The sequence below is a fragment of the Cerasibacillus terrae genome (genome assembly GCF_008039555.1).
GTDB classification, from domain to species: Bacteria; Bacillota; Bacilli; order Bacillales; family Amphibacillaceae; genus Cerasibacillus; species Cerasibacillus terrae.
The window spans coordinates 118,809-134,992 of record NZ_VDUW01000005.1 but is presented as its reverse complement, the minus strand read 5'-3'; the positions used below and the strand labels follow the sequence as shown (position 1 = coordinate 134,992).

9 protein-coding genes are annotated in these 16,184 nt (G+C 33.1%); all 9 read left to right on the top strand.

The window, feature by feature from the left end; all coding sequences use genetic code 11:
• The first annotated feature begins 166 nt into the window (after nt 1-166).
• Nucleotides 167-751: a DUF1819 family protein gene (locus FHP05_RS09100; protein ID WP_269144279.1), complete on the top strand. Its 585-nt coding sequence runs from the start codon at nt 167-169 to the stop codon at nt 749-751.
• A gap of 5 nt (nt 752-756) precedes the next feature.
• Nucleotides 757-1,326 carry a DUF1788 domain-containing protein gene (locus FHP05_RS09095; RefSeq protein WP_147667284.1) on the top strand — a complete coding sequence of 190 codons (570 nt, stop codon included), beginning with the start codon at nt 757-759 and terminating at the stop codon, nt 1,324-1,326.
• Nucleotides 1,327-1,340: 14 nt separating this feature from the next.
• On the top strand, nt 1,341-4,919 hold the full coding sequence (gene brxC, locus FHP05_RS09090; RefSeq protein WP_147667282.1) for a BREX system P-loop protein BrxC: 3,579 nt from the start codon (nt 1,341-1,343) through the stop codon (nt 4,917-4,919).
• Between the two features lie 13 nt (nt 4,920-4,932).
• A complete protein-coding gene (pglX, locus tag FHP05_RS09085) occupies nt 4,933-8,421 on the top strand; it encodes a BREX-1 system adenine-specific DNA-methyltransferase PglX (RefSeq protein ID WP_147667281.1) in 3,489 nt (1,162 codons plus the stop codon).
• An 18-nt stretch (nt 8,422-8,439) separates the two neighbouring features.
• Entirely contained in the window at nt 8,440-9,105 is a 666-nt protein-coding gene (locus FHP05_RS09080) for a DUF5780 domain-containing protein (protein ID WP_147667279.1), read from the top strand.
• 115 nt (nt 9,106-9,220) lie between these two features.
• Nucleotides 9,221-11,779 (top strand): BREX-1 system phosphatase PglZ type A, encoded by a 2,559-nt coding sequence (pglZ, locus tag FHP05_RS09075; RefSeq protein ID WP_147667277.1) that lies wholly within the window; start codon nt 9,221-9,223, stop codon nt 11,777-11,779.
• A gap of 17 nt (nt 11,780-11,796) precedes the next feature.
• Nucleotides 11,797-13,845, top strand: coding sequence for a protease Lon-related BREX system protein BrxL (brxL, locus tag FHP05_RS09070; RefSeq protein WP_407923429.1), 2,049 nt, complete (start codon nt 11,797-11,799; stop codon nt 13,843-13,845).
• A 496-nt stretch (nt 13,846-14,341) separates the two neighbouring features.
• Entirely contained in the window at nt 14,342-15,409 is a 1,068-nt protein-coding gene (locus tag FHP05_RS09065; RefSeq protein ID WP_147667275.1) for an ABC transporter permease, read from the top strand.
• 3 nt (nt 15,410-15,412) lie between these two features.
• Nucleotides 15,413-16,105, top strand: coding sequence for an ABC transporter ATP-binding protein (locus FHP05_RS09060; RefSeq protein ID WP_147667273.1), 693 nt, complete (start codon nt 15,413-15,415; stop codon nt 16,103-16,105).
• The last annotated feature ends 79 nt before the right edge of the window (nt 16,106-16,184 follow it).

Below are 16,184 nucleotides of genomic sequence, written 5' to 3'. Positions count from 1 at the left end.
ATGTTTTATTAAAAAAGGTAGGGATAGGAACTATTTGATAACAGCCAAAAGATACATCATTTGTAAGGTGTTGCCTGTTAAATGGATAGAATTGCTTATATCATAAAACATCTATAAAATATATAGAAGAGACTAGCGAAGAAAATGTCCATGAAAGGTGATTTAATTGAAATATTCAACCGTCCTAACTGGAGCAGGTTTTATGATGTATGAAATGCGACAGGTTTGTAAATTGAAATTACAAGGAATGACAGATGAAGAAGTTCGTAAAAAAGTATTTGAGGAAAATATTTTTCAATATAATAAGATGTCTAGTTTAAAAAGATCCTTTCCTTATCTCTTAAAACGTGTTAATTCATTAGATGATACTTTGATGACGATGATGGTGGATGAACCAATTGAAGTGGGAAAGGTAATTAATCTTTACTCCATTATGAAAACAGATTGTTTATTTTTTGATTTTATGAATGAAGTAGTGAAGGAACCACTTCAAAATAATAAAACTATATTAGAAAAAAAAGATGTGAACGTGTTCTTTGTAGAGAAAGAAGAACAATCAGAGTTTATAGCAAATTTAGCAGATTCAACAAAAGCTAGATTAAAGTCAGCTTTCATGAAAGTATTGCTTGAGGTTGGAATGATAAAAGACCTAAAAAGTCGAGAATTAAGGCACCTTTTAATGGATGGGGATGTAAAAAATCATCTTATTCAAATAGGGGATATCCAATATGTTCAAGCGATGGGAGAATAACAGCAATGACTATCAATAGCAGACTCCAAAAAATTAGAGAAAAAATTCAAGATGATGCATTTATTCAAGGGCGTGGATTAGGAAATGAGATAAGCTTTTACATTTTTGACTACGACCCAAAACATGAATTAATTGTTCGTGATGAAATAAAGTCTTTAAAAAGAACATTTCGTCATGAAATGTATAATCGTCACATCATAGAATTTGATTTATATAAAATTTTATTAGAAGTTGCTAAGGAAAAGCGAATTTATCAACAAATATTTGAAATGGAAAAAACAGAAGGAAATGAATTTCTCTTCGGAGCTTTAACAGATTTTGCGATACCTGAGATTTTTATGGATTATATAATGGAAAATATAGGTAATCACAATGTTATTTTTCTTACAGGTGTTGGAAAGATTTATCCATTTGTACGTTCCCATACGATTTTAAATAACTTACAAGAGAAAATAGATCGTATTCCAGTTATTATGTTTTATCCGGGAGAATATGATGGTCAATCTTTAAATCTATTCGGTAAATTTAAAGATGAAAATTATTATCGAGCATTCCAACTTGTTGATCATAAATAGGAGGTTAGACAACCATGATAATTAAAGATATGTTTCATAAAGATATTGATCGGGATATTCGTGGTGTCATTAAAGCAGACCAAACGAATGAGGATGATGTCTATCAGGAATTAGAAGAATATGTTGTTACACGGGAGTTACATAAACACTTTTCTAAATTCTACCAAAACTATTTAAAGGGCACTGATGGAAAAACAGATAAAGTTGGCGTTTGGATTTCCGGGTTCTTTGGATCTGGTAAATCACATTTTCTTAAAATTTTATCTTATTTATTAAAAAATGAAAAGGTAAAGGATAAGTACCCAGTTGATTTCTTCGAAGATAAGATATTAGATCCAATTGTATATGCAAATATGAAACGCACCGCAGATGTTCCTACTGAAACAATTTTATTTAATATCGATTCTAAGAATCAAATGGGAAATAAATCAAATGAAGATGCTATCTTACGTGTACTACTAAAAGAATTTAATAATCATCGTGGTTATTATGGACATAATCCAGCTGTAGCTGAACTGGAAAAGTATTTGGATGAACAAGGATTTTTAGAAGCATATAAAAAGGAATTTGAAAAAATAGCAAACGAACCTTGGGAAAGCCGAAGAAATGTGTTCAAGTTTGATGGGCATTTTATTAAACCGGCATTACTTCAATCTACTAATATGACGGAGGAATCTGTAGATAATCTACTAAATCATGGTATACATAATGTAGATATTAGTATTGAAGGATTTGCCAAGGAAGTTAAAGAATACATAGATAGTAAAGGTCCCGATTTTCACTTAGTATTTTTAATTGATGAGATTGGACAATATATTGGTGATAGACGTGATCTCATGTTAAATTTACAAACTGTTACAGAAAATCTAGGTGCGTTTTGTCAAGGACAAGCATGGGTGATGGTTACTTCTCAAGAAAGTATTGATACGGTTGTTAGAGTAAAAGGAGATGACTTTTCTAGGATTCAAGGACGTTTTGATACTCGTCTATCTTTATCATCAGTTTCTGTTGATGAAGTTATTCAAAAAAGAATCTTAGACAAGAAAGAATATGTAGGAGAGAGATTAAAAGCCTCCTATCCTGATAAAAGTGCTATTCTGAAAAACTTAATCAGTTTTCGAGATTGTACAGCTGATTTAAGGGGATTTGAAGACGCCAAAGAATTTGCTGATGTTTATCCATTTATCCCGTATCAGTTTATGTTGCTACAAAAAGTATTTGAACAAATTAGAAAACATAGTGCATCCGAAAAACATATTTCCGAAGGTGAACGATCCATGCTTTCTGCGTATCGTGAAGCAGGTATGCGTTATATGGAAGAAAACGAGGGAACACTCATTCCTTTCCATGCCTTCTATGATACGATACAGGAATTTTTACAACCAGTTGTTTCACGAGTAATCGAAAATGCTGGTCGTAATCCAGCTCTAGCAGATGACCGTTTTAATAATGATTTATTAAAAGTATTATTTATGATTAAGTATGTCAAAGAAATACCGGCGAATATAGATAATATAGCAACATTAATGGTATCTCATGTGGATGAAGATAAGTTGCAATTAAAAGAAAAAATTAATCTATCATTACGGAAATTAATCAACCAGACATTGATTCAAAAAAACGGAGAAGAATATATTTTCTTAACGGATGATGAGCAAGATGTAAATCGTGAAATAAAATCATTATCTGTTGAAGAAGAACTAGTCAAACGCGAATTGGCCCAATACATCTTCCAAGATTTATATGATGTAAAAAAATACAGTTACTCGAAAATGTATGATTTTCCATTTAATCAAAAGATGGATGAAAAGAATTATGGGAATCAAACATCTAGCATCGGTATTCATATCTTGTCTCCATTATCGAGCAGATACCATCAATCCGAACAAGAATTGATGATGTTAACAAGTGGTAGTAATGAAGTTGTTGTTCGCCTTGGTGGAGATGAGACGTTTATCGAGGAAATTGAAGAGGCTTTGAAAATTGAAGAATACCGACGTTCCAGAAATATTACACAACTTCCTGAAAATATTCAGAACATCTTGAATAACAAACAAGTAGAAATGAAAGATCGTCGTCGGCGTGGTAGAAATTTATTAGAACAAGCATTAAAAGAAGCCACATTCTTTATTAACGGCAATCAAGTCGATATTAAAGGCTCAACCGTAAAGGAAAAAATTAATGAAGCATTCAAAATGTTAATTGAAAATATCTACTATCATTTGTCATATATAAACGAATTTACCCATCAGGAGGGTGATTTAGAGGCTTACTTAACAGCAAATGAAGAACAAATTACGTTGGATGGAACGGCGCTAGAAAGTCCAAATGAAAAAGCAAAAGAAGAAATTGATCAATTTCTTCGTCTACAGGAGGAATTTAATAAACAGGTTCGTGTAAAAACATTATATGACCGTTTTGGTCATGCACCTTATGGTTGGCGAGAGCTTGATATCGCTAAGATTATTGCTGAATTATTAAAAGAACAACATATTCGTATTCGCTACAATGCAGAATATCTAGAACCAGCAGAAAACGCTAAAACATTAATGACTGTCTTTACAAAAGCAATTGAAGCAGATCGTGGAGTAATTATCGTCCGTAAAAAAGTGGATGAAAGCTTGATTCGCTCTGTTCGGCGAATTGTACGAGATTTATTTGATAATCGTGATCTAGCAGAAGACGAAGATGGACTCATTAAGGATATACGCACCCTAATTGATGCAACGGAAGCAGAAATTACTGCTTATAAAAGTCGATATGAGGGTCGGAAATATCCAGGGATGAGTATATTGGATAAAGGTCTCGAATACTTTTCACAGTTTGATAGAGGAATTGATAATGTAACTTTCTTTAAGAGAATGGAAGAGTTGGAAGATGCCTTAGGAGATTGGTTGGAAGATGTGCAGTATGTGAAGGATTTCTTTAATTCGAATAAGAAAGACATCTTTGATAACGGATTAGCAACATTAGAAAAATATGAAGATATTAAAGCGTATGTTCAGACAGATAAAGTAGAAGAGGCAATGGATCAATTAACTTCTATTATCTACGATCCAATTCCGTATGGGAAAATTAAAGATATTCCAGAACTGATTCATGTGTTTGAGGAAGAAGTAGAACACGTATTACAAACGAAAAAAGGAGATACGAAAGAAAAAGTACAAATTGATTTTGATGAAGCATCTTTACAAGCAAATCAATATGGCGTATCGAAAGAAACAAAAGCGCGAGTCCATTCTTTTTATAAACAATTGTTAGCTGACATTGATGTTTATAAAGACATTTATAAAGTCGATGCTGCCATTACACAAAGTAATAATTACAAACTCCGTGCCATTAAAGATATGAATAACGAGATTAGAGATTGGCAACGTAAAAAGGAATTAGAACAAAAAGAAAGAAAAGATGCAAAAATTGTAGAATCAACTGAAGTAAAACCAGTCATTCAAAGAGAATCAGTGAAATTATCTGACTTGATTTCTGCTACAACATTAAAAACGGAAGAAGATGTGGACAGATATGTCAATACATTGTCCAATAAATTAAAACAAATGATTAAAGCCAATAAAGAAATTGAATTTATTAAATAAAGGATGAAGATCATTGAATAAATCAGTCCTCAAGACATTTGCAATAAAAGCTCGTGAAGAATTATTAGAAAAAGTAGCATTACAAGCGCGGAAAATCGGAATCTCAGAAGACCGTATTCAAGATGCTACATTAGAAAGCTCAGACGCCATCTATGTTGATGGACGTCTGCTTTATGATGACGAACGAAAGCAACGAGATAACTTGATTGCACGTGTAAAAGAAATTGGATTCAATCGTGTGATGGAAGAAACTGCCTATACATGGTTTAACCGGTTTGTTGCACTTCGTTTTATGGAGGTAAATAACTATTTACCAACAAAAGTACGTGTTCTGTCATCTGAAGATGGAGAAAGCAACGTGCCTGATATGATAAAAGAAGTACTTTCACTGGATTTAGATATCGATAAAGAATACGTATATGAACTGAAAATGAATAATGATACTGAGGAATTATTTAAATATTTAATTACACTTCATTGCAATGATTTAAACCGTTATATGCCATTTATGTTTGAAACCATTGAAGACTACATGCTTATCCTTTTTCCAGAAGGCTTACTTGGAACTGATTCATTTGTTAGAGAAATGATTGATACAGATCAGATTCTAGAAGAGGACTGGAAAGAAGTTGAAATCATTGGGTGGATGTACCAGTATTATATAGCTGTTGAAAATGAACGGGTAATTCGTGCAAAAAAGCGTTATAAAAAAGAAGAAATTCCTTATGCTACACAGTTATTTACACCAAAATGGATTGTCCGTTATATGGTTCAAAACTCATTAGGACGTTATTGGATTGAAGCGCATCCAGAACAATATGATTTAATTAAAAATTGGGAGTACTATCTTGAACCCCGTGAAAAAAATTTTGAAAAGAAATTGGAACCATATATGAATAGACAATTAAATGTAGAAGACATTAAATGTTTTGATCCTGCAATGGGAAGTGGCCATATTCTGGTATATATGTTTGATGTATTATTCGAGATTTATAGTGAATGTGGTTATATTAAGCGTGACATTCCGAGGTTAATTATAGAAAACAACTTATATGGATTAGATATTGATAATCGTGCTTACCAACTGGCTTGCTTTTCTGTTGTTATGAAAGCACTGGAATATAACAAACGATTTTTGCGTCATATTGAGAGGGATGGTTTAACCTTAAACTTATCAGCTATTCAAGAAACAAGTCATTTAAATACAAATGATATCACATTCTTAGCCGGCGAGTCATTAGGTGAAACGTATGATTTGATGAGTGAGTTTGTAAACCAATTTAAAGATGCGAAAGCTATTGGATCATTAATTAAAATAGAATCACTTGATTTAGACTTTTTACAACGACGCTTATCTATCATTGAAAAAGAATCTGATGATTTATTTGCTGTTGAACAAAAAGATCGGATTTTACCGTTATTCAAACAGCTAATAAAACAAGCAAAAATCATGAATGAAAAGTATGATGTATTTGTTACAAACCCACCATATGCTGGTAGAAGATATGTAACAAAAGAAGTAACAGCTTATTTAGATGAATACTATCCTGAGGTAAAATCAGATTTATTTTCTTCATTTATAGAGTATAGTTTTAGTGTGACAAAAGAAAATGGACAAATGGGCTTTATGACACCATATGTATGGATGTTTATTTCTTCTTATGAAAAACTTCGAAGGAAAATGATTAAAGATCGTAATATCAGTAGCTTAGTTCAACTTGAATACTCGGGATTTGATGGAGCAACCGTTCCAATCTGTACATTTACTTTAAGAAACTATAATAGTGGCACAGATGGAGAGTATGTACGTCTAGCAGATTTTCGTGGGGCAGCTAATCAACCAATTAAAACATTAGAAGCTGTACAAGATCCATCTGTTCCTTATCGTTATTCATTTAATCAAGAAAATTTCAGCAAAATTCCTGGAAGTCCGATTGCGTATTGGGCAAGAAATGCATTCATAAATAATTTTGAAGAAAAAAGTATTATGGACTTTTATGAAGTTAGATCGGGAATAATGACAGGAAATGATTCTCTGCATTTAAGAATTTGGTTTGAAGTTAATCAGAAAAAAATTAATTTTAGATGTAAATATCCTTCAGATATGGCAGATTATGTTTGGTTTCCGATTAACAAAGGAGGAGAGTATAAGAAGTATTATGGAAACAATGAGTACGTTATTAATTTAGAAAAAAATGGAGAAAAAATTAAAGAAAACTCTAAAAATTTTAGATTAAGGGACAAAAAATATTATTTTAAAAGTGGTATTACGTGGTCTCGTATTTCTTCATCAAAAATAGCTTTTAGGGTTAATGAAGCTGGAACTTTATTTGGGGATGCTGGACCAATAATTTTTATAAAAAATATTAATGAAAGGATTTATATATTGGCATTTTTAGTTAGTAAAGTTACAAATGAGCTATTAAAATTTATAAATCCTACATTGAATTATCAAATAAGAGATATTGAAACTTTACCATTGATTTTTGACAAGGATAAAGAAAGAGATATTGTTGAAATGATGGAAGATAATATAAAATTATCTATTTTTGATTGGGATTCTTTTGAAACTTCTTGGGATTTCTCAAAACACCCGTTACTAAAATTTCCGGCTTCTACAATTAAGTCATCTTTTAAACAATGGTCAGATTTTGCGGAAAATCAGTTCTATCGATTGAAAAAAAATGAAGAAGAATTAAACCGTATATTCATAGAAATCTATGGTTTACAAGATGAGCTGACACCAGAGGTCGCTGAGGAAGATGTTACAGTTCGTAAAGCAGATTTAGAACGGGATATTAGAAGTTTTATTTCGTATGCAATTGGTTGTTCTTTTGGTAGGTATTCTTTAGATGAAGAAGGGCTTGTTTATGCTGGTGGGGAATTTGATGGATCACGCTATAAAACATTTCCAGCTGATAAGGACAATATTTTACCAATTTTACCTGGTGCGTATTTTGAAGATGATATCGTGACACGGTTTATTGATTTTGTTCGTGTTACTTATGGAGATGAAACATTAGAAGAAAATTTGAATTTTGTTGCTGATGCGATTGGACGGAAGAAAAATGAAACAGCGAGAGAATCTATACGACGTTATGTCCTAAATAACTTTTATAAGGATCATGTCAAAACATACAAGAAACGACCGATTTACTGGTTGTTCACATCAGGAAAAGAAAAGGCATTTAATTGTCTTATTTATATGCATCGTTATGATAAAACAACACTATCACGGATTCGAACAGATTATTTACATGACGTGCAAACACGTTATGAAACTATACGAAATGATTTACTTTCATTGATTGCTAGTGATGCAACATCATCAGAAATACGTCATGCAAAAAAAGAACTAAAATCAATTGAAAAGAAAATTGCAGAACTAAAAGAATATGATGAAAAACTCCACCATATGGCAGATATGCAAATTGAAATTGATTTAGATGATGGTGTAAAGGTAAATTATGAGGAATTTAAAGGATTAGTGGCTAAAATATAAGCAAAGGAATAAAAATAGATGAATAAATTATTTAAAGTGAACTTTATTATTATTTGTATATTGTTGATGGTAGCTTGTAGTAATGAAAGTAACAATACCAAGCAAAAGGAAAATTCACATGAAGAGCAAACAAGTGAATCTAGTGTAGAAAATGTTACTGAGAATGAAAGTAATCAATCAAAAACGAGTACCGATGAAAAAAAGGAAATAAAAGAAGTAGAAGAAAAACCAAAGATGTTAACAGAAGAAGAGATGAAACGAAAAATCGAAGAACAATCTTTGAAGGTCATTTCAAAAGATTATATTATTCAAGATGAAGATTATAAAACCCTTTATCCAGATATGCTACAGGTTATTATTGAAAATAATAGTGGTACAGATATAAAAAATGCTGTAATCGCTTATGCAGCTTGGGATGAAAATGGACTACCACTGAAAATTCAATCCGACTCACCACTTGATTCTGGCAAATATATTCCTTTAGCTAATGCAGAAGATATTAATTTAATTGATGGAGCAACATATGGTGAAGAAAGTGGATTTTCAATTTCAGAAAATATGGATCAAATAGAGGAATTTGAGGCAATAGTTGTGTCATATGAGACATTTGATGATGAAACTTGGGAAAATGAGTTGTTTGATGACTTTAAAAGATTATATGAAGGTCAAAGAAGAAAGGACTAGTTCTATAAAATTTAGAAGAGGTTGTTTAGGAATTATTTAAAATAGTGATAAGCTAATATAAAGGTGCATCGAGTATTAGATGTACCTTTATATAATATGAAAGTAGGTGAACCTAGTGCAATCAAACCAAATTATGTCTTCTTTACAAGAAGCTTTCAATGAACCATTAAAAGATGGGGAGGAAAGAAAGCTTGTATTTTGGACAGATATTGATAAAGAATTTGTAGATGATTTCAACAATGTACAAATAGAGAATGTAAAAACCATCCATTTACATAAACATAATCAATTTTATGCAAAACATTTATTAGAGGAAGAAGATCCGACATCTTCGTATTTAATATATACTAATATGGATTTACAATCGAGAGAGAATTGGCTATATGATACGGTATTATACTCAAAGGTATTTTATGCTGATCGTTTGTCTTTAATTATGAGTGATTTACAAATCGATTATTCTTTTCGTGCTATGGTTCAACAGTACGCGCAATTTTTTAAGAGCAAAGACCGAACGAAGCGATTGAAGTCTTTTGCTATTCAAACATATACGAAGGAATTAATCGAATTAGCAATAATGAATGTCATATGTAAAACACAATCACTTGACTTTGAAACGGTTCTAAGAAAAGTACTAATGGATACATTAGATGATGAAAACAATCGTTATTTATACGATATAGAGCGTTACTTCGATATTGATACATTTTGGAACTACGTTGAAAAAGAGTACAATTATACGCGTGAAAAGAAGACATTACGCACTTTATGTATGCATTTATCTCTTACTGCCTTAAGTCGTTCGGTAGATGAAAAGTACTTATCGAATTTCTCGCAATTTATTGCAGAGTATAATCGAACGAATGCATTTGTTTTTATTGATCATTGGATGAACCATAAGGAAGATTATAAAAAATTTAATGATTACATGGAAGAAATTGAGGAAGAAATTCGTTTAGCTGACACATTGAATCAGTTACCTATTGAGGTTTTTCAAGAAGGAGATATTTTCCCGTATATTGATCGAGCAGTAATTATTTATATTGCGAATAGTTTATTAAACCAACAAGAAGATTATGAGTCACATCTTGGCTTGATAAACAGAAGAAGAACCAAACATTTCTATGATAAGTATCGATATCTCTACGAAGCGTTATTTTTTGCGGTAAAGATGCAGGCATTTAAAAAAGAGTACGCATATGGTATCCCAGAAAGTCAAGCTGTTTCATTATATCAAGCATATGTAAAAGAATATTATTTAATGGATACATATTACCGTAAATTCTATCTTGCATATGATGCTGAAGGTCCAAGTGATATATTATCCAAACTGAAGCCACTTATAGAAAATTTATATACAAATTGGTTTCATGGGGAATTAAGTACAAATTGGTCACAAGCCGTTAAAAATGAAATGACAAATGATTGGTCCTTATCAGGAGTTCGGAATCAACAACATTTTTATACCACGTTTATCGCACCACATGTGCATAAAAATGAACGAGTATTTGTTATTATTTCGGACGCAATGCGTTATGAAGTAGGAAAAGAATTGCAAGAAAGATTAAATACGGAAATTATGGGCGACTGTGAAATGGAATCAATGATAAGTGTCGTCCCATCGGTAACGAAGCTAGGAATGGCAGCTTTATTACCACATAATCAACTAGAAATAAATGAACGAGGACAAGTATTAGTAAATGGACAGAATTCATCCGGATTGGAAAATAGAAACAATATCCTTAAGTCCTATTCAGAAGATAGTATTGCTATCCATTTTGAAGATGTTTTTGCGATGAACAAGACAGGGCGAAGAGAAAAATTTAAAGGTAAGAAATTAATATATATATATCACGATGCTATTGATGCCATTGGGGATAATGCTGCGACAGAATCAGGTACGTTCCAAGCAGTAGAACAAGCATTGGACGAATTATCTAATTTAGTACGAATTATTCGTAACGATTTAAGCGGTACATATCTCTATATAACGGCAGATCATGGATTTTTATTTCAAAAGGATGATTTAAGGACGAGTGATTTATTGCAAAAAGAGTCCATTGATGCGCTTGAAATAAAACGCCGTTACATGTTATCTCGAGAACAAAAGGAATTACCAGGTCAATTTACGACTGATCTATCTAGTATCATTGAAAATGAGCCGAATCTGTATGCTTATGTTCCGAATGCGACCATTCGTTATCGTATTCAAGGTGCAGGATCGAAATTCGTCCATGGTGGTGCAAGCTTACAAGAAGTTTCCGTGCCATTATTAAAGATTAAAAATAAACGGGCAGGGCAACGTGGAGCAGAATCATCACAAAAGGTAGATATCCATTTAACAAGCACAACACGTCAAATCACAAATAGTATTTTTGCGTTAGACTTTTTTCAAACTGAAAAAATAGCAGATAAAATAACCCCTCGTAAAGTAGTGGTGTATATAACGGATGAAAAGGATCAAGCTTTATCGAATAAAGAAATTATTATTGGAGATTTGACAAGTAGTGATCCAAAAGAACGAGTATTTAACATCCAATTTGCATTAAAAAGGTTAGATTATGACCGAAATATGACATATTATCTAGTGATTAAAGATACGGAAACAGATGTTATCATAGATAAAATTCCATTTACAATTAATTTAGGAATTATAAGTGACTTTGATTTTTAAAAAAAGGGGAGGTGAAAATGAAAGGAATGGAAGTAAATAAAGAACTTGATAAAAAATTAAATGAAGTATTTGCTGGGCGAGTAGTTAGAAAAGACTTAACTAAATTGATTAAAGAAGGAGCAAATGTACCTGTCTATGTTTTAGAATATTTGTTAGGGATGTATGCTGCTACAGATGATGAGGCAAGTATTCAAGAAGGAGTAAACCGAGTTAAAAAAATTCTCTCTAAAAACTTTGTTCGTCCAGATGAAGCAGAAAAAATAAAATCACGAATTCGCGAACTTGGACAATATTCAATTATTGATAAGGTAACGGTGGCACTTAATCCAAAAGTAGATCGCTATGAAGCTGAATTCTCTAATTTAGGCTTGAAAGCAGTTCCTGTTCCAGCAAATTATGTGAAGGAATATGACAAGCTTTTGGTTGGTGGTATCTGGTGTATGGTAAAAATGGATTACTATTACGATGAAGAAGAACGGAACAATAGCCCATTCATAGTGAATACATTACAACCTATTCAAATGCCGAATATGGATATGGAAGAAATATTTAGTGGACGTACCCATTTCACAAAAAATGAATGGATTGATATTTTAATGCGATCCATTGGAATGGAACCTACACAGCTGGAAGAACGAGTAAAATGGCATTTATTGCTCCGATTAGTCCCTTTAGTGGAAAATAATTACAATATGTGTGAATTAGGACCACGAGGAACAGGGAAATCCCATGTGTATAAAGAACTATCACCAAATTCTATTCTTGTCTCAGGTGGACAAACCACCGTAGCCAATTTATTTTATAATATGGCGTCTAGAAAAATTGGTTTAGTTGGTATGTGGGATTGTGTCGCATTTGATGAGGTAGCTGGAATTCGTTTTAAAGATAAAGATGGTATTCAAATCATGAAGGATTTTATGGCATCAGGTTCATTTGCTAGAGGAAAAGAAGAGAAAAACGCAAGTGCCTCTATGGTGTTTGTGGGGAATATTAACCAAAGTGTAGATGTCCTTTTAAAAACGTCACATTTGTTTGCACCGTTTCCAGAAGAGATGGCAAATGATTCGGCATTCTTTGATCGAATGCATTATTATTTACCCGGTTGGGAAATTCCTAAAATGAGACCAGATTTTTTTACGAATCGATATGGATTTATTGTGGATTACATTGCAGAATATTTTAGAGAAATGCGAAAACGATCATATACAGATTCAATTGAAAACTTTTTTAAATTAGGAACGCATCTTAATCAACGTGATACTATTGCCGTTCGCAAAACTGTTTCCGGTATGATTAAACTAATATATCCACATGGGGATTTTACAAAGGAAGATGTGGAAGAAATTTTAAAATATGCGCTTGAAGGTAGGCGGCGAGTCAAGGAACAGTTGAAAAAAATCGGTGGAATGGAATTTTACGATGTAATGTTCTCTTATATTGATAAAGAAACAATGGATGAGGAAATTGTCTCTGTTCCTGAACAAGGTGGTGGAAAATTAATACCTGAAGGAATGGGGAAACCTGGCCATGTATATGTAGCTGGTCAAAATAATACCGGTATGATTGGAGTGTATAAACTAGAAAACCAAGTAGTACCGGGAACAGGGAAGTACGATAAGTCTGGTGTAGGCTCTCACCGTGGTGCCCGTGAAAGCCTTGATACAGCATTTCGTTATTTTACTGCTAATAGTAAAAGCGTTAGTAATTCTATCAGCACAAAAACGAGGGATTATTTAATGCATATTAGCGATTTACAAGGGATTGATTTGACAGAAGAACTGGGTATTGCGCAATTAATTGGATTATTTTCGGCAGCAATGAATAAACCGGTTTTAGATAGTATGGCTGTAATTGGAAATATGACAGTAGGTGGAACCATTGCTAAGGTAGAGGACTTTGCAAATGTACTACAAGTCTGTGTCGATGCTGGTGCAAAAAAGGTATTAATTCCAGCAGCATCTGTCGCAGATTTACAGACTGTTCCATCAGATTTATTAGTAAAAGTACAACCTATATTCTATTCTGATCCGATAGATGCAGTGTTTAAAGCGTTGGGGGTTCAATGAATACTATATGAGGAAGATTATGTCGTTGTGCCTTTGTTTATTTATACGGCATAGTCTTCCTTATGTTTTGATTGTATGAATTAATAAATGTTAGGGATTTGAATAATCTGTATCATAAGTTGCCTGTAGCATAAGAATTATACATAAATGAGATCATAAGATATATTGTTACCTATTTTGGGTAAAAATCTGAATTATCGTTTCTTAGCATTTTTTTATTTATATTATCTATAGTAAGATTTCGCTTTTTAGAATATCTAATTGCTGTTCGTATATTTTTGATTCTTTGATCCCTAGAGAGTCTCCTCTATAAATAAAAGGACCCACCATGGTCGCATTGTGAAGAGGCATGGTGGATTCTGTTAATGTATTATAGCAACAAGTGGTTACCTTTAAATATTATGATGGATAACTAACCAACACCCTCAACACCGCCCCCAATATGCTATGATAATATCAAAAGTCAAAAAACACCAATGTCAAAGGAAGTGTCTGGATGTTCTTAGCCTGGAAAGAAATGAAGAAGAATAAATTGCGTTTTACATTAATTACAGGTGTATTAATGCTTGTTGCCTTTTTGGTTTTCTTTTTATCCGGCCTTGCAACAGGGCTTCAACAACTGAATCGGGAAGCGGTCGATAAATGGGATGCGGATGCTATTGTATTGACAGAGGAATCGGATAAAAGTTTAGGTCTTTCTTCCATGACCGTACAGGATCATGAGGGCATCGATGCGGATGAAACGGCTATTCTTGGACAGTTCAGTGCGATTGCGAATAATGATGATGAAAAAGCGAATATCTCTGTGTTCGGGATCAATGAAGATGAATTTTTGATGCCTGAAGTGACGGATGGAGAGAAGTTTACCAAGGAAAATGAGGTTATCGCTGGAGATAAATTGAAAGAGGATGGATTTGCAATCGGAGATACACTTAGCTTATCCGGAACAGAGGCTGAATTAACGATTGTCGGCTTTACGGATAATGCACGGTTTCATGGATCACCAGTTCTTTATACAGATTTAGATACATTCCACCGTGTGAAATTTGGAGAACTAGCTGAACAAAATAGTGATCGTATTAATGGGGTTGTTATTCGCACGGATAATGTGGATGCCATTGAAACTCCAGAGGAAATAGAAGTAATTGGGATTGATACATTTATTGAAAATTTACCGGGATACACGGAACAGAATCTTACGTTAAATTTAATGATTTATTTCTTAATTGTGATATCAGCAATTATTGTTGCCATATTTTTATATGTGTTGACCGTGCAAAAGATGAGTATGTTTGGTGTCTTGAAGGCACAGGGGATTTCGAGCCGTTATTTAGCTAATTCCGTGATAGCACAAACATTTTTGATTAGCTTTATTGGGGTTGTGATTGGTTTTGGATTGACCCTTTTGACAGGGGCGTTCTTGCCAAGTGCTGTTCCCGTATCGTTTGATATGGTAACAATGATAATATATGGACTTATTTTCGTGGTCGTTGCTATTATGGGAGCTGTTTTCTCTGTACGTACCATTGTAAAAATTGATCCACTACAAGCGATAGGAGGGTGAGGAATGGCGATATTACAGTTAGATAAAGTAAAGAAGACGTATGGGGCAGGTCATAAAAAAGTAGAAGCATTAAAGGAAATTGATTTTACGGCTGAACGTGGGGATTTTATTGCAATAATCGGTCCCTCTGGTTCAGGGAAAAGTACGTTTTTAACGATAATTGGTGGGTTACTCACGCCAACTTCTGGGGAGGTCATCATTAATAACCAAACGATGACAGCAATGAATGAAAAGAATCGTTCGAAACTCCGGTTGAATGAAATTGGTTTTATTTTACAAGCATCGAATCTAGTGCCATTTCTTACCGTAGCAGATCAGCTGAGGTTACTAGATAAAGTGAAAAATAATAATATGACAAAGGAACAATTAGAAGGCTTGTATAAAGATTTGGAAATTGCGGATTTGCGTGCGAAGTATCCAGCTGATTTATCTGGTGGTCAGCGTCAACGTGTGGCAATAGCAAAAGCACTGTACAGTAATCCATCTATCATTCTGGCGGATGAACCAACTGCATCATTAGATACGAATTTAGCTTTTGAAGTGACCGATATTTTAAAAAGGGAAACAAAAAGTAAAAACACAACAACCATCGTCGTGACACATGATATGCGACTCATCAACTATTTTGATAAAGTATATCAGATGGAAGATGGTGTTTTGGCAGAGTATAAAGAAGAAGTGTTGGGGAACGAATAAATTACTTTTATGATATAATCATAATACGTGTGATAGGGCTTTCGTGGGTGGTAGTTCACTCCCTTTTAAATGAAAGGGG